The organism is Dialister sp. (assembly GCF_047832375.1).
GTDB lineage: Bacteria > Bacillota > Negativicutes > Veillonellales > Dialisteraceae > Dialister.
In genome coordinates, this window is sequence record NZ_CP181256.1 from 673,469 (window position 1) to 695,640 (window position 22,172).

Genomic DNA, 22,172 nt, shown 5'->3' on the forward strand with positions numbered 1-22,172 from the left:
ATACTATGGAAAATAGAATTTTATATAAGAAAAATCCTCAGACTAAGGAAATAAAGGAAAAGATTGATAAAAATATCGGGATGTCTTATATCGGTCCCATTATATTAGGTGGGCCGGCCATATTTTTCTTCATTCTAGGAGTTTGCAAGACCTGGGGATAAATATAGTAAAATAAATCTGTAACATTTTTGCGGATACTTATGTGGAGGGGAAGTGAGTCCTTTGCTATAGTTATTGCATTCACTGATGCAGCAGCTAAGAGTGACGTGACAGTCACGAACGGATATAATGAAGCCGGGGACGACTATGGTCTGAAATACAAAGAAAAGGGGCTCCTGTCCTCAAAGAGTACCGCCATCAAAAGCCATGACGAAGAGAAGAAAGCATCTCCTGCCATTATTTCCGGAGACACCATATCCATCCTTTCCGGAAAGGACACTCGCATCTCCGGCTCCCAGGTCATTGCCAATCATGACGTGAAAGTAGCGGCAGGCGGAAATGCGACTATTACCAGCGCTGAAGAGCGGGAAGGCCATGACTTTGAGAAGAAAGTGCAGAAGAGCGGGTTCTTGGGCGGTGGCGGTTTCGGTTTCACCATCGGAAGTGAAAAGAGAAAAGACCACTATGAGGAAGCGGGCATCTCGCAAAAGGGAAGCCTCCTGGGAAGCACGGAAGGAAATGTATCCCTCTCTTCAGGAAACGCAATGACCATAGAATCCTCAGACCTGGCCGCCGGGAAAAACATGATCGTGGCCGGGAAGAATATCCTGGTATCCGGGAAAGACAACATTTATACAACAAAGGAAGACCACGAATACAAACGAAGCGGACTTACTGTATCTTTAGGCGGGGGTCTTATGCAGGGAATCGGCAGCGTCTATCCGCCATTGAAAAATGCAGCCGAAAGCCGTGATAATGCCCTGAAAGGACTATACACGGCTGATGCTGCGTTCAATGGAACCCATGTGTTTAAGCAGTATGATACATTATCCGGAAGGAAGAGAGGACTCTCCATGGATATTGGGATTTCCGGTATGTCTTATCATGTCGATGTATCATCTGTCCATACTGAAATGGAGAAAAGCCGTATAGCTGCTAAAAATACGGTTCACATGGAGAGCCGGGAAGATATGACTTTCCATGGAGCTATGGTGACAGGAAAAGATATTGTCCTGGAGGCAGGAAAGGATATCCATCTGGAGGCAGCGGAAAATAAATATACCATGGAATCACATGAAACATCCAAAGCTGGTGGAATCTCTACATCCTGGGGCATTGGAGGGCTGCAGGATGTGAAAATTTACGGAAGTGCAGGTAAGGGAATAGAGACAGAAAAAGCAGTCAGCCATGATGCCGGTCTTATATCCGCTGAAAATCATCTTTATACGGCCAGTGGGGAAGATACGGTCATCCGGGGAAGCCGAATGGAAGGAGGAAAGGTGACTGTAGAATCAGGAGGCCATCTTTCCATTGAAAGCCTGCAAGACACTGACGATTATAGAGAAAGATCAAGCAGTAATGGCTTTGCTTTGGACAGTGCTATCGTTAAAAGGATAAGGAAACCAGATGGCTTGGATAAACCCTATCTTTCTACCGAAACTGAAAAGGGATATATGGATTCGGTCTATTCGTCGGTGACCAATCAGGCAGGAATCTATGTCGGTAAAGAGGGATATGACATTACAGTAAAAGATAAAACTCAACTCAAAGGGGCCGTAATATCCGGTGAAGCTGACGAAGATAAAAACCATCTGTCCACGGGAACTTTAGAATGGGAAAATGTAGGTAATAAGGCAGATTACAGAGCTGGAGGAAGCGGAATATCTTTTACTGTCAGACTTGGCGGGAATGTGAATAACGATAAACCCACATCCGAAGATAACAGCAGATTCAGCAGGGAACCGGGGACCGATTATCATAATAGAGGCGATAAGATCGTCAGCACCGCAGATGGAAATCGTATTCCCCTGAATGAAAGGGGACTTTTACCCGTATCCGTAGCACCGGATAAAGGTAAAGATTCCACTGTGACAAAGTCCGCCGTATCACCGGGAAAGATAGTAATTACTCATCCGGATGAACAAAAACAGGACTTAAAAGATCTGGACCGCAACACCCGGAACAGCCTGCGGGCACTGCAGCAGATTTTTGATAAAGCAAAAGTAGAAGAAAAGCAGAAGCTGGTAGAAGAAATCAGTATAGTAGGAAATGAAGCCATCCATGAAATAGCTGCTCAGAGGGGCTGGAAAGAAGGGTCTCCAGAGAAAATGGCTCTTCATAGCATCCTGGGGGCTATTACGGATAAGAACGCCGGCGGTAAAGCCATCAGCGGTATGTTGGCTGGGGGAATTCATGAGTATGTCATTGGATGTATGGAAAAGAATATGCCTAAAGGCTGGCTCGCTAAGCATCCGGATGTGGTACAGAATGTGGTAACTGCAGTAGGAACGCTGGTTGGAAGTATTACTGGAGATAGTAAGATTGGTGGATATGTATCCGGAATGGGGGCGAGGTGGAATAACGAAGAATCTATTATCGAAAATATTACAAATTCTAGCTCTGATGAAGCAAGGGATTTTATAGAAAATTTACCTGAAAATATCAGACAACAAGTGATTCAGAGTGGGACATCATATGTAACAAGAAATGGTATTAGTATATTGGCTAAATACACTATTATGAACTATCCGGAGCTTGTTAAAGATTATCCGGGATTATTTGAAGGAATTCGATTTTTAGGACACGTTAATCAAGCCTATTCAATTGCGGTGGCAATAAAATGGTATGCAGAAACTCAGTATAATAATGGTCCCTACTATATTGGTTATGATGAATGGATAAAACGAACGATACAAGATTGATTTCTTTATAAGACTAAGGAGTTTTCCGATGAAGAAATATATTGGGCCAAGCTTTGTTTTGGGGCTAATTGGGTTATTATCAGGAACTGCAGCATTTATTGTAGACTCATATTATTTGGCATGCATAGCGATATTTTTCTTTATAGTCAGCGGTATTCTAAACACAAATCGTTGGTAAATGATTGTGATTAGCATTATGGTTGGCAATGGATATAGTATTATCAATTGCAGAGTATGTTTGAGAAAATTACAACCTGAAGTCCGTATTTTTTATATCTATGTTACGGTAATATGATCATCAGAGAAAATATCGAAGGCAAGTTGTTTGTGCAGTTCTTTGCATTAGTACTGATGTCCTATATCAAGCACTAGTATATCGTTGTGTGGTACAGGGCATCAGTGTCGTCCTGGGGGGCAGCAGTGGGAAAGGTGACTGGAAATGGTGGCGTAGGCGCCTATACACCACAGATGGGAACAAAGTGGAATGATGAACTGGATGCAGATGAACTTCTTGCTGAAATTCGAAATCAATTCATAGAGGGGGGATCTGTTGATATGGCTGAAGCGGCGGAACAGGTGACGGATGCCGCGCAGATGACCGTACCGAAAGAACAGGAGGAGGGAACAGCAGAGGGAGGTGGCGAAGGAGAAGGCGATTCATCTTCACAACCGGTATCCCAGTTATTGTCTGCGTCTGACGAGGCCATAGCGGAGTCACCATATGTAAATGAAGACGATCAATCGAGTGGTCATACAACTTTTTCAGATGCTCCAAATTATAACTACAATAGTGAAACCGACCAGTCAACAACTCATGTAGAGCCTTTGCGAGAAGAAGTAATAAGCAAATCAAAGGAAATAGCAGTAAAGGGAACTGCAGGCTGGGTAGCATCTAATTGGTTTGAAAGTCATTATCCATATATGACACGAGAAGAAGCGGAAATAGCTGGGAGATCTTTGATTAAGAGAGCAGGTCCTTATGTTATATTAGGAAATTATATATATGGAGCTCAGAAAAATCATGAAAGATTTAACTCTTCATATGATGCCTTTAAGGCAGATGCTTTGGATGTAGTGCCTTTGGCTGGAGGGATAATAACCGGTGCAGTTGCAGGAAGTATAAATCCGATGTTAGGTTTAGCGAGTGGAATAATTGTAGGGGTCTATTCTGAAGACTATGTACGTAAAGAAAAGGACAGCATGGAAAAAAATGAGAGAGAATCGGCATCTAAAGGTAATAAGGCTCTTATCTCGGAAAGGGAGATAAAAAAATGAAATATATTAATGATAAATATATAATCGATTTAGCGCTAATTTTATTAATAATATGGAACTTTAGAATTTTTATATTAAATAAGTCAACAAAAAACGAGGTGAAAGTAGTCATTGGGAACATACCTGTATTTATTCGTATTCTTTTTACCCTTTACATAGATGTGTTGATGGGGATTCTTATACTGATAGACGGAGGGCTGGATACATATTTAAATAGGTTTTTGATAATGACTATAGTAATATGGAGCGGATGGATTTGGATTCTATTTCTTTTATATTTGCTGAAGAAAAATAGAACAATTTATATGAACCGCGATAATGTCAAAGTTGATATAAGATTAGGTGCATGGTTGTTTTTAGGAATAATGTTAGCATTCATAAGTTTATCACAAATATAGAAGATCAAAAAGGCAGACCATATTTCCTCAAAGCTAGTGACTCGTCTCAAGTATATTTGGTTTAATGACTTACACTGCTCTGCGTGTATCTTAAATTGGTATTTTATAGCGAAACCAAAGAGGCGGCAGGAAGCCACGTCAGTGCTGCAGGAGACGTGACGATCAAAGCAACCCAAAATGATATCTATATCAAAGGCAGTCAGGTAACTGGCGACAATGTCACTTTGGATGCCAAGAAAGATATTACTATTTCTGCTGCAGAGAATAGCCATTCGACCAGTGAAAACATCAAATCCAGCGGCGCCAGTCTTGGAGCCTCTATCAGTGCAGGCGGATTACAGGGAAATCAGTAATATTTTTGAAGTACCAATGCTTCTTTGTATAAACGATATGGGTGTACTCTGCCAATTTCAGTTTGTCGAGCTGTTGGTTGCTGGCTGTTGGGCTGTTCGGATGGATGGGGCTAAGGGTTGTGGATCGGTCGCCGCTTCGCTGGCCCGACCGGTGCGCAGCGAACTGGAGCGCAAGGAGCCGTTAGGCGACTGAGCATCCAGTGAGTCGCTTTCCCCGTGGGGTTGTGGCTTTGGGAAGGCTTACGCCTTCCCAAAGCGGGGGCGTGAGGTAGTTCCGCCTGCGGCGCTTTCAACAGAATCCCTCACCCCGGTGGGGAGCTCCCTTTGGAAAAGGGAGCCTACTGTAGAGACACTTGCACGTTTTATGAATAGTGCCATTAGGATTTCACTGCGGTGAAACCGCTGACCGGCAGCACCCTTCCTTGGGAAGAGGGTGGCGCCGTAGGCGACGGAGGTTAGCTGTAGGAAGCGCCGCAGGCCGTGCCACCTTATGCCCCCGGTGCGAAGCACCTACAACCCGGTGAACGAGCGCAGCGATGTTCACCCACAACCCTTAGCCCCATTCATACGTTCAACCGCCCGCCAATCACAGCCCCCATCAGCTCGACAAACCGCAATATGGTATAATAAAACTGTATGTACAAAATAAGTGTTCTTATGATTTTTCGGAGAGAAACATGCGTGTTTTGGGAATAGACCCGGGCACCGGACGGTGCGGGTTTGGGGTGGTCGACAAGGTGGGGACGAAGATTACTCCTGTGAATTACGGAGTCATCGAGACCTACAAGGACCAGAGCGATATGGAACGGCTGAATATCGTTTATGAAGGTATCGGGGAACTCATTGCCCGGTACCGGCCCCGGTTCATGGGGGTGGAGACCCTCTATTTCAATACCAATATCACCACAGGCATTAAGGTGGCCCAGGCCAGGGGGGTCATTCTCCTGGCTTCCTACCGGCAGAATATTCCGGTGGTGCCGGTGACGCCGCTGCAGGTGAAGCAGCAGATGACCGGCTATGGCCGGGCAGGAAAGAAGCAGGTCATAGAAATGGTGAAGCGCATGATGGGAATTACGAAGAAAATTGATCCCGATGATGCCGCCGATGCCCTGGCTATCGGTCTGACCGCGATTTATCATGTGGAACACCGTCAGCTCTTTGGTGAGGAAATGAAATGATTGGATATATCAGAGGAAAAGTGACAGCCTTGTTCAAAGATGCCTGCTTTCTGGAAGCCGGCGGCATCGGATACAGGATTTTTATTTCAGACAAAACCAGGCAGCGCCTTTCCAATGGGGAAGAGGCGAAGCTTTTGACCTACATGGCGGTCCGGGAAGATGCCATCCTCCTTTATGGCTTCCTGGGGCAGGAGGAGTATGACCTGTTTCTGGTGCTCCTTTCTGTTTCCAAAATTGGGCCCAAGGTGGCCATGGGCATTCTTTCTTCCATGGATCCCGCCCAGTTTGTGGGAGCCGTGAAGGCACAGAATGTGAGCCGCCTCACGAAACTGCCGGGCATCGGCAAGAAAACGGCGGAGCGGCTTTTGGTGGAGCTGAAGGACAAGGTGGGTGCCTTTGCGTCTGAGGATATGGAGGGCGCTGTGGAAACGGAAACGCCGAAGGACGACGGAATCACCGGAGAAGCGGTGAGGGCCCTCATGAGCCTTGGCTATGAAATGGAAGAAATCACGCCGGTTCTCAGAAAACTGGCCGGTTCCTATACTACTGTATCGGCGCTGGTAAGTGCGGCGCTTCGTGAATTTGCAAGAAACCGGGAGTAATGGATGAACAATAAATATATCAAAAGCCTGGGGGGCGAAGAGGAGGAAGAGGTCCTTGGCAGCAAGGGCCGCATCGTTTCTACGGAAGAAACGCCGAAGGATGAATGGCAGAATTCCCTCCGCCCCCAGCGGCTGGACGATTACATCGGGCAGGAGTCCTTCAAGAAGAACCTGAAAGTCTATATAGCGGCGGCGAAGTCCAGAAATGAAGCGTTGGACCATGTGCTTCTCTACGGCCCTCCGGGCCTGGGAAAGACCACCATGGCCAAAATCATTGCAAACGAGCTGGGAGCCCAGTTCAAGGTCACCAGCGGCCCTGCCATCGGACGGCCGGGGGAACTGGCGTCCATATTGACTACCCTCCAGGATCATGATGTCCTTTTTATCGATGAAATTCACCGGCTGAACCGGAATGTGGAGGAAATTCTCTATTCCGCCATGGAAGATTTTGCCCTGGACATTGTCATGGGAAAGGGGACCGGTGCCAGTTCCATCCGCATTGATCTCGCCCATTTTACCCTTATCGGCGCCACCACCAGGGCCGGATCCCTGTCGGCGCCTCTTCGGGACCGTTTCCTTATCACGAACCACATGCAGTTCTATGAGCCCCAGGAGCTGAAGAAAATTATTATCCGGGCGGCCCATATCCTTGGTATCGACATCGAAGACAGCGGGGCGGAAGAAATCGCCAGGAGAAGCCGGGGTACACCCCGTATCGCCAACCGCCTGCTGAAGAGAATCCGGGACTTCGCCCAGGTCCAGGGAAGTGCCATTACCGCCGACATCGCATCGGACGCCCTGGCAGCTCTCCATGTGGATGAAATCGGCCTGGACGACCTGGATAATGAAATACTGAAAGCCATTATTTACAAGTTCAATGGAGGCCCCGTGGGAATTGATACCATTTCCGCAGCGGTGAGCGAGGAACGGGCCACCATCGAAGATGTATGCGAACCCTATCTCATGCAGATCGGATTCATTTCAAGGACCCCCCGGGGACGGATCGCCACGAAGGCGGCCTATGACCATATCGGAGCACCCTGGAACCCGCAGGAGGCGGAAGGAAGCCTCTTTGGAGGGGACAATGGAGACCGGTAAGCTGCTCATTGCCATAGGGGTTCTCTTCATTCTCGCCGGGGTGCTTTTCCTCATTGGCGGTAAGCTGCCCTTTCTGGGCCACCTGCCGGGAGATATCCATTTCATTAAAGGAAATACGGAATTTTATTTTCCCGTTGTCACCTGCATCCTTGTCAGTGTGGTGGGGACGATTCTTCTTAACATTTTTTTCAGAAGGTAAAAAACGATGAATAAAAAAGCATGGGCCCTCCTTCTTCTTCCCCTTGCCCTTTCCCTGTCTGTGACAGAGGCCTGGGCGGAATCCATTCCTGTCCAGCGGAAAGCGGTCATTCGGAATGGTGCTGTAAAAAAGCCGGCTCCCAGGGCGGCAGTCCGGAAACCGGCGGCAAAAAGCAATGCTCCCACGGAGAAAAAGACCGGCAGTTTGGGCCCCGATGTGGAAGTGGGACTCCTCTCCGGCGGCGAAGTGACACTGACGGGGCTTTCAGAATTTAAAGCGGAGTCAGCCGGAAAGGTGGTCGGCAAGTATGGCACCGGCACCCGCCTGTCCATTACGAGAAGCGGCAATACCCTCCTCCTTAATGGGAAAAAGGCGGGGGACAAGGTGTATCTCACCACAGGAAATACGGCTCCTGCCTTTGCGGTGAAAGGAAACCATTACCGCGGCGTCATGAAAGCGATTCCCTCCACCTGGGGCAGCGGCGTGACCCTGGTGAACGTGGTGCCCATGGAGCTCTACGTGCAGGGCGTGGTGCCCAGTGAAATTGTGCCGTCCTGGAGGGCCGATGCCATCCGGGCCCAGGCCGTGGCGGCCAGGACTTACGCCGCCTTCCACAAGAACGGTTATCGGTCCTCCGGCTATGACGTCACCGATGATACGAGGTCCCAGGTCTACGGCGGTGCCACGGTGGAAACGGAGTCCACAAACCGGGCCGTGAAGGACACGGCGGGGGAAATCATTACCTATGGCGGAAAGCCTATCGATGCCCTTTTCCATTCTTCCGGCGGCGGTTATACGGAAAACAGTGAAAACGTATGGGGGACTGCAGTGCCCTACCTTCGGGGGGTGAAGGAGTACTATGTCGGAAATCCCTGGACAAAGACGGTGTCCCTTTCCTCCTTCCTCCAGACCATGAACAATGCGGGTTATAATGTGGGAAAGCTGAAGGGCATCAAACTGTCGAAACTGCATATCGGCGAAGCCCATCATACCGCGGACCGGGGCATTTCCGGACGGGTGAAGACGATCACCCTTATCGGAAAGAACGGGACAAAGACAGTGACCGGTGAGCGGATGGCCTCTCTCTATGGCCTGGACAGCACCCTCTTCGACCTGTCAGTGAAGGGGTCAAACCTGGTGATTACGGGCTACGGCTATGGCCATGGCCTGGGCCTGTCCCAGTGGGGGGCTGAAGAAATGGCTGAAAAGCAGGGAAATACAAAGGATTTCTACAAAACTATCCTGACCCACTATTATACAGGAACAAAAGTCGAGAAAATTTACTGATTTTCTTGACGATGCTTTTATTTAGGATTAAAGTAATAAGGATTGGCTGGAGCAGGTTTGAATGCCCCATATCCGGTGAATGGGGCTAAGGGTTGTGGGTTGGCAGCTTCAACATCGCTTCGCTTGTTGAAGCGGGTTCCAGGGAAGCGCTGATTAATTCGCAGAGTTAGATTTCATAAGGATTTTTATGCACTGCTTCGTCATAACTCTCCTTAAATAGCTCGCTATTTGCGTCGAGTTATTCCTTGCATTACATAAAAATCCAAGAATGAAATCTGACAACGATTTAATCAGTGCTTCCCTAGCGCTGCGCTTAAGAGGAAAGGGAACCTTATGTAACGCGACCAAAGGTCGCTTATGTTTTTGCCGCCGAAGGCGGCTGTTCCACCTTATGCCCCCGCTTCAGTGGGACGACAGCCTCACTGAAGCCACCACCCGGTGAACGAGCGAAGCGATGTTCATCCACAACCCTTAGCCCTATATATACGGGTAGGTGACTTGCCAACATAGGAGCCACAACGTTGGACAATAGCTTAGACACTGGTATTTAAATTACAGGAGATACAGAAAAACAATGAAACTTGAAGAATTCAACTATGACCTTCCCAAGGAATTGATTGCCCAGGAGCCGGCGGAACCTCGCGATTCCTGCCGCCTCATGATGCTGGACAAAAAGACCGGGGAATGGTCCCATCACCATTTCCGGGATATCCTGGATGAAATCCGTCCGGGGGATGTATTCGTTTTCAACAATACGAAGGTCATTCCGGCAAGGCTTTATGGCAAGAAGCGGGACACCGGCGGCAAGGTGGAAATGCTGCTCCTTACGCCCAAGGGAAATGATGTGTGGGAAGTCCTGGTGAACCCGGGAAGAAAAGCCCTCCCCGGTACGGAAATTGAATTCTCCGACCACTGCTGGTGCAAGGTGCTGGACAAGACAGAATTTGGCGGCCGGGTGGTGGAATTCCATTACGACGGTAATTTCGACAGCCTCCTGGACCAGATCGGTGAAATGCCGACGCCTCCCTACATTCATAAGAAACTGGAAAACAAGGACGAATACCAGACGGTATACGCCAAGTATAAGGGATCCGCAGCCGCTCCTACGGCAGGCCTCCATTTCACGCCGGAACTCATGGAAGAAATGAAGAAGAAGGGGGCAGAACTTCTCTTCGTCACCCTCCATGTGGGTATCGGAACCTTCCGCCCGGTGAACGAAGAAAATATCGAAGACCATGAAATGCATAAGGAATGGTACACCGTGAGCCAGCCGGTGGCTGATGAGATCAATAAGGCCCGGTCCGAAGGCCGCCGCATCATTGCTGTAGGAACTACCTCCGTCCGGACACTGGAATCTGCCGGTCAGTCCGGCACCCTTGTGAGCGGCAGCGACTGGACACAGCTCTATATTTATCCGGGTTACCAGTGGCACATGGTAGACGCCATCGTCACCAATTTCCACCTTCCCGAATCCACACTCATCATGATGATGGCTTCCTTCGCAGGAAGGGAACACATCCTGGCAGCCTATGAAGAAGCGGTACGGCAGAAATACCGGTTCTTCTCCTTCGGCGATGCCATGTTTATCAGATAAGGAATAGTTATGGTCATCAACTACGAACTGGTGGCGGAGGATAAAAAGACCGGCGCCCGGGCCGGCCTCCTCCATACGCCCCACGGTACATTCAAGACCCCCATGTTCATGCCCGTAGGCACCCAGGCCACCGTGAAGACGGTGACGCCGGAGGAACTGGAAGAAGTGGGGGCACAGATTATCCTGTCCAACACGTACCACCTCTTCCTCCGCCCGGGAACGGAACTGATCCGGGAAGCCGGCGGCCTTCATGATTTCATGAACTGGCACAAAGGCATCCTCACCGACAGCGGTGGATTCCAGGTCTTCAGCCTGGGGGCCATGCGGAAAATTACGGAAGAGGGAGTCCATTTCCGGTCTTTCCTCGATGGTTCGAAGCAGTTCCTGTCACCGGAAGTATCTATCCATGCCCAGGAAGACCTGGGAAGCGACATCGCCATGGCCTTTGATGAATGCATTCCCTATCCGGCGGACTATGCCTATGCGGACCACTCCACCGCCCGCACCACCCGGTGGGCGGAGCGCTGCATCAAGGCCCATACCCGGAAGGACCGGGGCATGTTCGGCATCGTGCAGGGCGGTATGTACAAGGACCTCCGGAAACGGAGCGCCGAAGAGATTTCCTCCATGCCCTTCGACGGCATGGCCATCGGTGGCCTTTCCGTAGGGGAGCCCCATGAACTGATGTATGAAATCCTGGAATACACCACCCAGTTCCTGCCTGTAAACAAGGCGCGGTATCTCATGGGCGTGGGCACGCCGGACTGCCTTGTGGAAGGGGTGGCCCGGGGTATCGACATGTTTGACTGCGTTTTCCCCACAAGGGTAGCCAGGAACGGCATGGCCATGGTCCATACGGGCCGGCTCAATATGAAAAACAAGCAGTATGAAAAGGACTGGGGTCCCCTGGAAGAGGGCTGCCAGTGCTATACCTGCCGCCATTACAGCCGCGCCTATATCCGGCACCTCTACAAATCGGAGGAGCTTTTGGCATTCCGTCTCGTCACCATCCATAACCTCTATTTCCTGCTCCAGTTCATGCGGGACATGAGGCAGGCCATTATTGACGGAAATTTTACAGAATTCCGTGAGAATTTCATGGCAAATTACAAAAGATAATACAGACAGACCTTTTGATTTATGCTAAAATATTTCTATGTATACACTGGAGGTGAATGAAGTGGAAGAAGCAATGAATTTACTGAGCCTTGCATGGCCTTTCCTCATTCTGGTAGGGATTATGTACTTTTTCATGTACCGTCCTACCAAGAAAATGAAACTGGAAAGAGGACGTTTTCTCCTGTCCCTGAAGAAAGGGGACCACGTAGTAACGTCCGGCGGTATCCATGGTACCATTAAGGTCCTTCGCGACAAGTACGTGGAACTGGAAATCGCGCCGAAGGTCATCATTAAAGTAGAAAAGTCCGGCATCCAGCATGGCGATACAAAGCTTATGGATGAAAAGGAAGCTATCAAGAAGGGCGCCCAGGAAGTAGGGGAAGCAGCAGAAGCCCAGAAAGATGGCCGCCCGGTGGATGGCAAAGCCTTCGAAGGAAAGAAGGATGAACCGGAAACCGAAGTGGTAGAAGAAGTGGTTGAAGTGGATGATCCGAAGGATGCAGGCACCGAAGTCATCGAAGAAGAAGTGGAAGTCGATGATGACAAGAAGCCCGCAGACAAGGACAGCAAACCTCAGAAAGAGGAAAAGAAATGAGTGATTCGGAACTGACTGATTTCGAAAGAAAAAAGGAGCTCCGAAGGGAGATGCTCGCCTTACGGCGGGCTCTTTCTGATGATGAGGTAGAAAAGAAAAGCCACCTCCTCACCAAAGAAATCCTGGCCCTTCCCCGGTACAAAAAGGCAAAGCGGATCATGGCATTTCTGGCCATGAAAGGGGAGTCGAACCTTGACGAACTCATTACCCGCGCCCTGGCGGAGGGAAAGGAAGTCTACATTCCTGTGTGCCTTCCGGAGAGGAAGATGGAAGCAGGACGGCTCCTTTCCATGGACCATTTCGAAAGAGGCCCCCTGGGCCTTCGGAATCTTCCAAAGGGCTATGATGTGGAAGAACCGGAAGCCATGGACCTGGTGCTCATACCGGCCGTGGCCTGTGACCGGGAAGGCAACCGTCTTGGCATGGGAGCGGGGTACTATGACCGCTACCTGTCCCGGGTGCCTGTGGAGAAACGGATTGCCGCCCTCTGGGATTTCCAGGTGGTGGAAGCCATACCGTCGGAGCCTTTCGACGAACCTGTCGCGGGCATTGTGACGGATAGGGGATTCATATTAACGAAAAGAGGTTGAAGTTTTGGAAAAGAAAAGGACAAGCTCCCTCCGTAAGGGAGCACTGCTCCGGTTTTGGGTGGTTATCTTCGCCATTATCGGCGTCTTTGCGGCTGCCGTAGGACCCCTGGCCGGCCATATCCGGCAGGGCCTGGACCTGCAGGGCGGTACCCACATCGTCATGCAGGCGGAAGATACGGAGCAGAACAAGGTCACTCCGGAAGCTATTACCCAGGTCATCAATATCATGCAGAAGCGTGTCAATGAAATGGGCCTGACAGAACCGATCATCCAGCGGGAAGGTGCAAACCGCATCATTATCGAACTCCCCGGCGAAAGGGATCCCCAGAAAGCCATCGAAACCATCGGCAAGACGGCAGTACTGGAATTCAAGGATGAAGAGGGCAATGTAAAGCTCACCGGCGAAGACCTGAAAAATGCGAAAGAACAGATGGGCCAGAACAAGCAGCCCCTCGTAGCACTTCAGTTCACCGACGAAGGGGGCAAGAAATTCGGGGACCTCACTTCCCAGAATATCGGCCGCCACATCGGTATTTACCTGGATGGAGAACTCCTGACAAACCCGGTGGTTAATGAAGCCATCACCGGAGGCCAGGCAGTCATTACCGGCCAGCGGACCCTGGAAGAAGCCAAGGACCTGGCTATCCTCCTTCGAAGCGGCGCCCTGCCTGTCAAGGTGTCCGTACTGGAAGTCCGTACCGTAGGACCGTCCCTGGGCCAGGATTCTAAGGATAAATCCATCGTAGCCTTTACCATCGGTATTTCCCTGGTTGTACTGTTCATGATGGCCGTGTACCGTATGGCGGGCTTCGTGGCAGATACAGCCCTCCTTGTGTATGTGCTCATTCTGCTGGGCGTGCTGAACCTGCTCCATGCAACCCTCACCCTGCCCAGTATCGCCGGCGTCATATTGTCCGTCGGCATGGCGGTGGACGCCAACGTCCTCATATTTGAACGATTCAAGGAAGAAATCGCGGCGGGCAAGATTCTCCGCCTTGCGGTGCAGGCCGGATTCAAACGGGCCTTTGTCACCATTTTTGATGCCAACATGACCGTCATCATTACCTCCTGCATTCTCTTCTTCCTGGGAAGTGCCACGGTAAAAGGCTTCGCCTTCTCCCTGGGCCTTGGCGTCGCGGTATCCATGTTCACCGCCATTACGGTGAGCCGTACCCTCCTCATGCTCCTCATCGATGCCAGCTGGATCCATAATCCCTGGTGGTTTGGCGGGAAAAGGGGGTATGACAGATAATGTTTAAGAACTTTGATTTTATCGGCCATAAGAAGATCTGGTTCACCTTCTCGGGAATCATGATCCTTCTCTCCATCATTTCCATCATCCTGTTCCGCTTCAACTGGGGCATCGACTTCACCGGCGGAACCATTCTGGAACTGGGATTCAACAAGAATGTAACGGTGGAAGAAGTCCGTGACGGCCTTCGGGAAGATGGCCTCCAGACATCCACCATCCAGCTCTCCGGCAACATTTCCGGCGAATCCGGTGACGACGTGATCATCCGTACCCGGAACCTGTCCTCCGAAGAAGCACAGACCGTGGTGGCCCACGTGAATGACAAAGTGGGCGGCGCGGAAGTGAAACGTATTGAAACCGTAGGCGCTGTCATCGGTTCTGAAGTCACTAAGAGTACCCTCCTCAACGTGCTCATCTCCTTCGGCGCCATGATTCTCTACATATCTATCCGGTTTGAACACCGCATCGCCATTTCCGCCATCGTAGCCATCTGCCACGATATCCTCATGGTGCTCGGGGTCTTTGCCTTCTTCCACCTGGAAGTGGACGCCTCCTTCCTGGCTGCCATCCTGACGGTTCTGGGCTACTCCATGAACGAATCGGTCGTTATTTTCGACCGAATCCGTGAAAACCTTCACACCCACCGGCGGACAGACAGCTTCGCTACGCTGGCGAATGACTCTATCCACCAGACCATCCGCCGTTCTCTCTACACGCTGACCACCACCCTCTTCTGCGTGGCATCCCTTTACTTCTTCGGTGGGGACACCACAAAGAACTTCGCCCTGGTCATGCTCATCGGATTCATCTCCGGTGCGTACTCTTCCATCTGCGTGGCATCCAGCATCTGGGTGACCTGGCATGAACACCTCCACAGCGAACGGAATGAAAAGCGGGGCACAGAGAAGAAATTGAAGACTGTAAAAGCCTGAAATTTATAAAAGCAGGATTTCTGTACTATAGAAATCCTGTTTTTATAATGCAATGAGAATATCCGGAAGGGAGTTTTCAATAGTTTCTTGTTAAATAGATAGGGTCATGATAAAATACTTGGGTAATCTTAAGTTTCCGCTTCCAACCCCTTTTACGGGAGCCCTTACTCCGGATTACAAGACTTTGTAGATTGGCCGGTGTGATTTCTCCATCACTCTGGTCCGCGAAAAGGCTCCGTCTCCAGCGGGGCCTTTTCGCGTGGGAAATGCAGGGACGCTGGCAGCCTGGTTGGAAATATTTCAGTTTGTTGAGCTAATGGGGCGATGCTGATGGGTAGAGTCATTCGTGCGGAGCTTCTAGCTGTTAGCTGCTAGCTTCTAGGAAAGCTGGCCAGCCTACGGCACGAATGACTGACGGGAATACCGGGTGGAAGCGCCGCAGGCGGATCATCCTTCCTAGCTGCTAGCCGCTAGAAGCTAGGAGTTCCATGCGAGTGACTCTATCTGCAATCATGCCAACCGCCAAACCCCATCAGCTCGCCAAACCGCAATTGGCCGCATATAGACCATCCTATTTATAAAAATCTATGATATAATAAGTCACATGGAAACTATAGAAAATAACACTCAGAAAAAGGTATCCTTCATTACCCTTGGCTGCAAGGTCAACCAGTATGACAGCGATGCCATGCGTACCCTTTTTGTACGAAACGGGTATGCTCAGGCAGGAGAAAATGACGATGCCGATGTGTATGTCGTCAATACCTGCTCTGTTACCAGCATTGGTGACAGGAAATCCCGGCAGATGGTGCGCCGTATCCGCCGGGCCCATCCCAAAGCGGTGATTGCGGTGGCCGGATGTTATGCCCAGCTAGCGCCGGAGGTCTTCGAGAAGATGGGAGACGTAGATGTGATTGTGGGTCTCCAGAACAGGACCCATATCGTGGACTATGTGGAACAAGCCATGCACCGCAGCGATAAGAAACCGCTCAATGAGACCGTGGACATTATGAAGGTGGACCGCTTCGAAAATATGGAAGTCGACGTGGCAGGCGAAGTGAGGACCAGGGCTTTTGTCAAAGTTCAGGAGGGGTGCGACAATTACTGTACCTTCTGTATCATCCCCTACGCCCGGGGAAAACTGAAGTCCCGGCTCCAGGCAGACGCGGTCCGTGAAATCCGCCGTCTGGTGTCCGAAGGATATCGGGAAGTGGTACTGACCGGTATCCACCTTGGAAATTACGGAAAGGATCTTCACGACGGTACGTCTCTGGCTACCCTGGTGGCGGAACTGGTCAAGATTCCTGAACTTCTTCGCATCCGTCTAGGCTCCGTGGAGTCCGTGGAACTGTCGGAAGACCTGATTTCTATCATGCAGCATGAACCGAAGGTATGCCGCCATCTCCATTTACCGATCCAGTCCGGCTCCGATGCCGTGCTGAAGGGAATGAACCGCCATTATCGGCTACCCCAGTTTAAAAAGCTGATTTCCGAACTTCGGGAAAAGGTACCGGGCATTGCGCTGACCACAGATCTCATTGTGGGATTCCCCGGTGAGACGGAAGAAAACTTTGAGGAAACCCTGGATACATTGAAAGAAATCCGATTTTCCGGTATCCACGTATTCCCATACTCCCGCCGTACCGGTACGCCGGCAGCTTCCTATCCAAACCAGGTATCTAATGAAGTGAAAAAAGAGAGAGTCCATCGGGTACAGGAACTGGAAAAGGGAATCGCCTTGGATTATCGGAAACAGTTTTTGGGAAAAGTGGTCCGGGTATTGGCGGAGGAAGAAAAGAATGGATTTTTTGAAGGACTCACCGACGAGTATATCCGGGTGTCCATCAGAAATTCACATATAGAAAGAGGTCACATGTATCCTGTACTCATCGACGAAATCACAGAAGATGGTATGACGGGAACCTTAGCAGAGGAGGAATAATTATGGCTGATTGTATTTTCTGCAAAATCGCTGCCGGTGAAATTCCGAGCACCAAGGTTTATGAAGATGAACACTGGTATGCCTTCAAGGATATCGAGCCCTGCGCACCGGTACATATCCTTGTGATTCCGAAGAAACACGTGGATAATATCCTCGCTCTCGATGAAGATCACAATAAAGACTTCGCCGATTTCTTCCTGGTGGTGAAAAAAATCGCTCTCGAAGCAGGCCTGAAGGAAAGCGGCTTCCGTCTGGTCATCAACACCGGCGAAAAAGCAGGGCAGTCGGTCTTCCATTTCCACGCCCACATTATCGGAGGCAAGGAACTGGGATGGCCTCCATTCCCGGAAGATAAATAAGGGAATAAAATGGATAGAGGAAAAAGCAGCCTTTGGGCTGCTTTTTTGTATGCCCTGGGTGGCCGCCCGCTAACCGTAGCCCCAATAGCTCACTGAAACTGGCAGTACTCTCTGGATTCAGCTATTCCGTTCCCTTTACAGGGAGAGGAATTTTTTAATACAATGAAGTGGAAGTGTTTAATGGTCGTTGAAAAGGAGATTTCTATGGGAGTATTGACGGACAAAATGATTGCAGGAGCTCTGGCGTTTAAGAAAAACAGGATTTGGGAACGGTTGGAATCCGGTAATCTTATGGCCCTTACCTTTTCTGACGGCAGTCTGGGATATGTCAATGTTTTTGGCTTTAAAGATCCCTGGATGCCGGAGGACATAGGCTTTGCCCTGTATCGGGCTGATGAGCTCTATGGCTATGATTTCATGTACAATGAGCCCCAGGAGATTGACGATGTAGAAATGCAGGTGCGGCGGGGGGTGCTGTCCTGTCTGCAGCTGGAATTTGGGACAAAAGAGGAAACCTATGACCAGTCTATTGAAGCCATAAGAAAATACTGCAAAAAGAGGGGAATCCGCATTTCCGGTAATAATGCATATTTTGATATTACCCGCTATACGCCACAGCTGCTGCCCCAGCTTCTCCGGGATTCCGGAGACCGGATTCATGTGGAAGAGACTTTGGATTTCCTGAACTGGCTCAGCAGGCAGGCCGAAGGAAAACTTCTCACTGCGTCGGGCGGTAAGATTTCCTGTTTTACACGGGCAGGAAAGACTTACAGGAGTTCAGAAATAGACAGGCCCCTCGTTCAGGAATATACATTTACCCAAGTGCCTTTTACGAATGAAGTGCTGGCTCATCGACTGAGGGAAGCCAAAAAGAGGGGGATTCTGGCTTGCAATGTGATTATGCTTCCTTCCCCTGTAAAGGACAATGAAGGAGACACCCCTTATTTCCCCTGGATTCTTCTCAGTATAGTGAAGACCGATGACCATACCGTGAATCCTGCTTTTTCCCGGGATTGGGAGGAGAAGCTTATAGAGTCCCTCGTAGAAAATCTGATCAGGCTGGACTATGTTCCCAGGGAAATCCATGTCATCAATGAGCGGACAAGAAACCTGCTGGATGATTTTTGCCGAAAGAGTGGTATTCGCCTTGTTATGGGTAAAAGCAGGGATATCATCGAAGGTATGAGTAATGAGTTTTTCCGACAGATGGATCTGGATACTATGCCCGATGAAGATGATGAACCGGAGGAAATAGATGATGGCAGAGGTAGTCCGGAAATTCATCAGATTATCTACAGTCTGTCCATGATGCCCGATGACGTGCTGCTGCAAATTCCTGCAGTTATGAGGCAGAATCTTGAATCCATGGCAGAGGCCTTTCCGAAACCCCTTCGTAAGCGTCTCAGCCGCCTGTGGGGATGGAAGAAATAGAACGAGGAAATTCAGGTATTAGATGTGGCCAATTGCGGTTTGTCGAGCTGTTGGAGCGAACGGTTTGTCATGCTTGCGGATAGAGTCACTCGCATGGAGCTTCTAGCTTCTAGCGGCTAGCTGTTAGGAAGGCTGATCCGCCTGCGGCGCTTCCACCCGGTATTCCCGCCAGTCATTCGTGCCGTAGGCTTGCCAGCTTTCCTAGAAGCTAGCAGCTAACAGCTAGGAGCTCCGCACGAATGACTCTACCCACCAGCGTCGCCCCATCAGCTCGACAAACTGAAATATCGTTGTGCATTGCCAGCGTCCTTTTCTATTCCAAAGGAGGATTCTCATGAAATATGATGTAGTTGTAATCGGCGGAGGACCGGGAGGTTATATCTGTGCCATTCACTGCGCCCGGTATGGATTGAAGACGGCACTGGTGGAAAAGGGGGAGCTTGGAGGCACCTGCCTGAACAGGGGGTGCATTCCTACAAAGACACTGCTCTATGCGGCGGGACTCCTGGAAAATATAGATAAATCGGCTCTTTTTGGAATAAAGGATGCCGGAGGAAAGGCAGATTTCCCAGGTCTTCGTACCCGGTGTCGGGATGTGGTCGAAACCATGCGTAAGGGGGTGGAGAGGCTCCTGAAACAGCAGAAAGTGGATATTTACCGGGGAAAGGGACAGGTAATCTCTCCTTCCCTGGTATCGGTGGAAGGAGAAAATCCGGTGGAACTTTCCACGTCCCATATCGTGCTGGCTGTGGGTGGCGCTCCGTCCATTCCACCCATTCCAGGAAGCAGCCTGCCTGGCGTCTATACCAGTGACAGTTTCCTTGCGGAACTGCCAGAAGCAAAGAAACTGGTCATCATCGGGGGCGGTGTCATTGGCGTGGAATTTGCGGAAGCCTATCGGGCTTTTGGCACCGATGTGTCGGTGGTGGAAATGATGCCCCGCCTTCTGCCTCCCTTTGATACGGACCTTGCCCGGCACCTGGCGGCCCTTTTCCGTAAGAAGGGAATCCATGTATTCACCGGGGCCGCTGTGAAGAAAATCGAACAGACGGAAGAAGGCCTTTCCGTTTCCTTTGAAAAAGGAGGAAAAGAAGAAACTCTTCCGGCCGATGCGGTTCTGATTGCCACCGGCCGGCATCCGGAGACGAAGAACCTTTTACCTATGGAAGCAGCCATGGAACGGGGATATTTCAAAGTAGATGGAACCATGGAGACTTCAGTGAAAGGGATCTATGCCATTGGGGATATTGTCTATGGGGCGGTGCAGCTGGCCCACTCGGCGGAGGCCCAGGGAAAGGCAGCGGCTGCTGCTATTGCAGGAAAGCCCTGCTCCATAGCTCTGGACCTGGTGCCTCAGTGCGTCTATACCTTGCCGGAAATTGCATCCATTGGCCTTACGGAGGAGGAAGCGAAAAAGGACGGGATCTCTTTGAAATCCAGCCGCATGGTCATGGGGAGCAATGCGAAGAGCCTCATTGCCGATGAGGGAGGATACATAAAGATTCTTTCCGATGGGTCCGGCTGTATCCGGGGGGCCCAACTCTTCTGCGCCGATGCGGATAACCTGATCAGCGAGTTTTCCCTTGCCATCGCGAATCATCTGTCTCTGGAAGATTTCCTGAAGGTCATCCGCCCCCATCCGTCGGTGGAAGAGGCTCTGGGAGAAGCGGCGGAAGGGGCGCTGCTCCGAGAATAGGAAAGAAAACGCTTATTTTATTATAGGATACATCCTGTCCTTAATACGTTGAAATTATTCCGCATTTTCTTTCCTGTTTGAAAAGATAAAACGATATTTGATTTGTTTAACACCAATACCATAAGATCTGGTATTGGTGTTTTTATATAAAATTTATGAAATCCTTATACAGATGGGGTACAATAGAATGGTATTTCGATGAGTTGGAGATGGATAGTTTGGATAAAATTGCAGTCCTCATTCCCTGTTGGAATGAGGCACTTACTATAGGAAAAGTCATCAGAGATTTTAGAAAAGTTCTTCCTGAAGCAGTGATTTATGTATATGATAACAACTCCACTGACAGAACTGCTGAAATTGCTGAACGGGAAGGAGCTGTTGTTCGTCATGAATACCGGCAAGGGAAGGGCAATGTGATTCGCTCCATGTTTCGGGATATCGATGCAGACTGCTATGTCATGGTGGATGGAGATGATACTTATCCGGCGGAAAATGCCCGGGAAATGGTGAATCTCATTTTGGAAGGAAGAGCGGATATGGTCATCGGTGACCGTCTATCTTCCACATATTTTGAAGAAAATAAAAGACCTTTTCATAATTCCGGAAACATGTTGGTTCGTCGATTTATCAATATGTTTTGGGGAGAAAACAGTCATGAAATTAAGGATGTCATGACAGGTTACCGTGCTTTTTCTCCTATGTTTGTGAAGACATTCCCCATCCTGTCCAAGGGATTTGAAATCGAGACGGAAATGACCATCCATGCACTGGATAAGAATCTCCTTCTGGCGAATGTACCTGTCTCTTATCGGGACAGACCGGCCGGCAGTGTGAGTAAACTCCATACGTTTCGTGATGGGGCTCGGGTGCTTCGGACCATATTTATGCTTTATAAAGATTATCGGCCCCTTCGATTCTTTACATTCGCTGCATTACTCATGGCTTTGATTTCCCTGTGTCTTTTTATCCCAGTATTTCATGAATACATGGTCACCGGATTGGTACCAAAACTGCCAACTCTTGTGACGTCAGGCTTTTTCATGATGAGTGCCGTGGTTTTTCTTGGAACCGGGCTTATGTTGGATACGGAAGTAAAGAACAGCCGTAAGAATTTTGAAATCCAGATGAATATAATCCGGATGATGCTGAAAAAAAAGTAGAAACAGAACAGCACTCAGGGTATGGAACACAAATAGGGCCCGCATTTTCCGGGCCAGTTTCAGTTTGTCGAGCTGTTGGGGTGACGCTGATGGGTAGAGTCATTCGGGCGGGGGCTTCTAGCTGTTAGCTGCTAGCTTCCAGGAAAGCTGGCCAGCCTACGGCACGAATGACTGACGGGGATACCGGGTGGAAGCGCCGCAGGCGGATCATCCTTCCTGGCTGCTAGTCGCTAGAAGCTAGGAGCTCCATG

General features: G+C 49.8%; 20 protein-coding genes. All 20 read left to right on the top strand.

Going from position 1 to position 22,172, the window contains the following annotated elements:
- Window positions 1-200: 200 nt before the first annotated feature.
- Window positions 201-2,861 (top strand): hemagglutinin repeat-containing protein, encoded by a 2,661-nt coding sequence (locus ACFWUL_RS02830; protein WP_416177740.1) that lies wholly within the window; start codon window positions 201-203, stop codon window positions 2,859-2,861.
- A gap of 420 nt (window positions 2,862-3,281) precedes the next feature.
- Entirely contained in the window at window positions 3,282-4,136 is an 855-nt protein-coding gene (locus tag ACFWUL_RS02835; RefSeq protein WP_297019205.1) for a hypothetical protein, read from the top strand.
- Entirely contained in the window at window positions 4,133-4,534 is a 402-nt protein-coding gene (locus ACFWUL_RS02840) for a hypothetical protein (RefSeq protein ID WP_297019206.1), read from the top strand. The genes ACFWUL_RS02835 and ACFWUL_RS02840 overlap by 4 nt, the downstream gene beginning before the upstream one ends.
- Before the next feature lie 95 nt (window positions 4,535-4,629).
- Entirely contained in the window at window positions 4,630-4,887 is a 258-nt protein-coding gene (locus tag ACFWUL_RS02845; protein WP_416177741.1) for a hemagglutinin repeat-containing protein, read from the top strand.
- 677 nt (window positions 4,888-5,564) lie between these two features.
- On the top strand, window positions 5,565-6,065 hold the full coding sequence (gene ruvC / locus ACFWUL_RS02850; RefSeq protein ID WP_416177742.1) for a crossover junction endodeoxyribonuclease RuvC: 501 nt from the start codon (window positions 5,565-5,567) through the stop codon (window positions 6,063-6,065).
- Window positions 6,062-6,667, top strand: coding sequence for a Holliday junction branch migration protein RuvA (gene ruvA, locus ACFWUL_RS02855; protein ID WP_297019210.1), 606 nt, complete (start codon window positions 6,062-6,064; stop codon window positions 6,665-6,667). The genes ruvC and ruvA overlap by 4 nt, the downstream gene beginning before the upstream one ends.
- 3 nt (window positions 6,668-6,670) lie before the next feature.
- Complete coding sequence (gene ruvB / locus ACFWUL_RS02860; RefSeq protein WP_297019211.1) at window positions 6,671-7,765, top strand: Holliday junction branch migration DNA helicase RuvB; 1,095 nt, start codon at window positions 6,671-6,673, stop codon at window positions 7,763-7,765.
- Window positions 7,752-7,964, top strand: coding sequence for a DUF2905 domain-containing protein (locus ACFWUL_RS02865; protein WP_297019213.1), 213 nt, complete (start codon window positions 7,752-7,754; stop codon window positions 7,962-7,964). The genes ruvB and ACFWUL_RS02865 overlap by 14 nt, the downstream gene beginning before the upstream one ends.
- A 6-nt stretch (window positions 7,965-7,970) precedes the next feature.
- Window positions 7,971-9,251: a SpoIID/LytB domain-containing protein gene (locus tag ACFWUL_RS02870; RefSeq protein WP_297019215.1), complete on the top strand. Its 1,281-nt coding sequence runs from the start codon at window positions 7,971-7,973 to the stop codon at window positions 9,249-9,251.
- Between the two features lie 574 nt (window positions 9,252-9,825).
- Window positions 9,826-10,845 carry a tRNA preQ1(34) S-adenosylmethionine ribosyltransferase-isomerase QueA gene (gene queA, locus ACFWUL_RS02875; RefSeq protein ID WP_416177743.1) on the top strand — a complete coding sequence of 340 codons (1,020 nt, stop codon included), beginning with the start codon at window positions 9,826-9,828 and terminating at the stop codon, window positions 10,843-10,845.
- Window positions 10,846-10,854: 9 nt separating this feature from the next.
- Window positions 10,855-11,964, top strand: a complete 1,110-nt coding sequence (gene tgt, locus ACFWUL_RS02880; protein WP_416177744.1) for a tRNA guanosine(34) transglycosylase Tgt — start codon at window positions 10,855-10,857, stop codon at window positions 11,962-11,964.
- A gap of 61 nt (window positions 11,965-12,025) precedes the next feature.
- On the top strand, window positions 12,026-12,559 hold the full coding sequence (yajC, locus tag ACFWUL_RS02885) for a preprotein translocase subunit YajC (RefSeq protein ID WP_297041422.1): 534 nt from the start codon (window positions 12,026-12,028) through the stop codon (window positions 12,557-12,559).
- Window positions 12,556-13,149 (top strand): 5-formyltetrahydrofolate cyclo-ligase, encoded by a 594-nt coding sequence (locus ACFWUL_RS02890; protein ID WP_297019223.1) that lies wholly within the window; start codon window positions 12,556-12,558, stop codon window positions 13,147-13,149. The genes yajC and ACFWUL_RS02890 overlap by 4 nt, the downstream gene beginning before the upstream one ends.
- A 4-nt stretch (window positions 13,150-13,153) precedes the next feature.
- Entirely contained in the window at window positions 13,154-14,401 is a 1,248-nt protein-coding gene (secD, locus tag ACFWUL_RS02895) for a protein translocase subunit SecD (RefSeq protein ID WP_296099266.1), read from the top strand.
- The gene (gene secF, locus ACFWUL_RS02900) at window positions 14,401-15,333 is read left to right on the top strand and encodes a protein translocase subunit SecF (RefSeq protein ID WP_416177745.1); all 933 of its coding nucleotides are present in this window, start codon (window positions 14,401-14,403) and stop codon (window positions 15,331-15,333) included. The genes secD and secF overlap by 1 nt, the downstream gene beginning before the upstream one ends.
- Before the next feature lie 604 nt (window positions 15,334-15,937).
- Window positions 15,938-17,275: a tRNA (N(6)-L-threonylcarbamoyladenosine(37)-C(2))-methylthiotransferase MtaB gene (gene mtaB / locus ACFWUL_RS02905; RefSeq protein WP_416177746.1), complete on the top strand. Its 1,338-nt coding sequence runs from the start codon at window positions 15,938-15,940 to the stop codon at window positions 17,273-17,275.
- Window positions 17,276-17,277: 2 nt separating this feature from the next.
- Window positions 17,278-17,634 carry a histidine triad nucleotide-binding protein gene (locus ACFWUL_RS02910; RefSeq protein WP_297019112.1) on the top strand — a complete coding sequence of 119 codons (357 nt, stop codon included), beginning with the start codon at window positions 17,278-17,280 and terminating at the stop codon, window positions 17,632-17,634.
- 204 nt (window positions 17,635-17,838) lie between these two features.
- Complete coding sequence (locus ACFWUL_RS02915) at window positions 17,839-19,065, top strand: DUF6930 domain-containing protein (RefSeq protein ID WP_416177747.1); 1,227 nt, start codon at window positions 17,839-17,841, stop codon at window positions 19,063-19,065.
- A gap of 334 nt (window positions 19,066-19,399) precedes the next feature.
- Window positions 19,400-20,761 carry a dihydrolipoyl dehydrogenase gene (gene lpdA / locus ACFWUL_RS02920; protein ID WP_416177748.1) on the top strand — a complete coding sequence of 454 codons (1,362 nt, stop codon included), beginning with the start codon at window positions 19,400-19,402 and terminating at the stop codon, window positions 20,759-20,761.
- A gap of 218 nt (window positions 20,762-20,979) precedes the next feature.
- A complete protein-coding gene (locus ACFWUL_RS02925) occupies window positions 20,980-21,921 on the top strand; it encodes a glycosyltransferase family 2 protein (protein WP_416177749.1) in 942 nt (313 codons plus the stop codon).
- Window positions 21,922-22,172 lie beyond the last annotated feature (251 nt).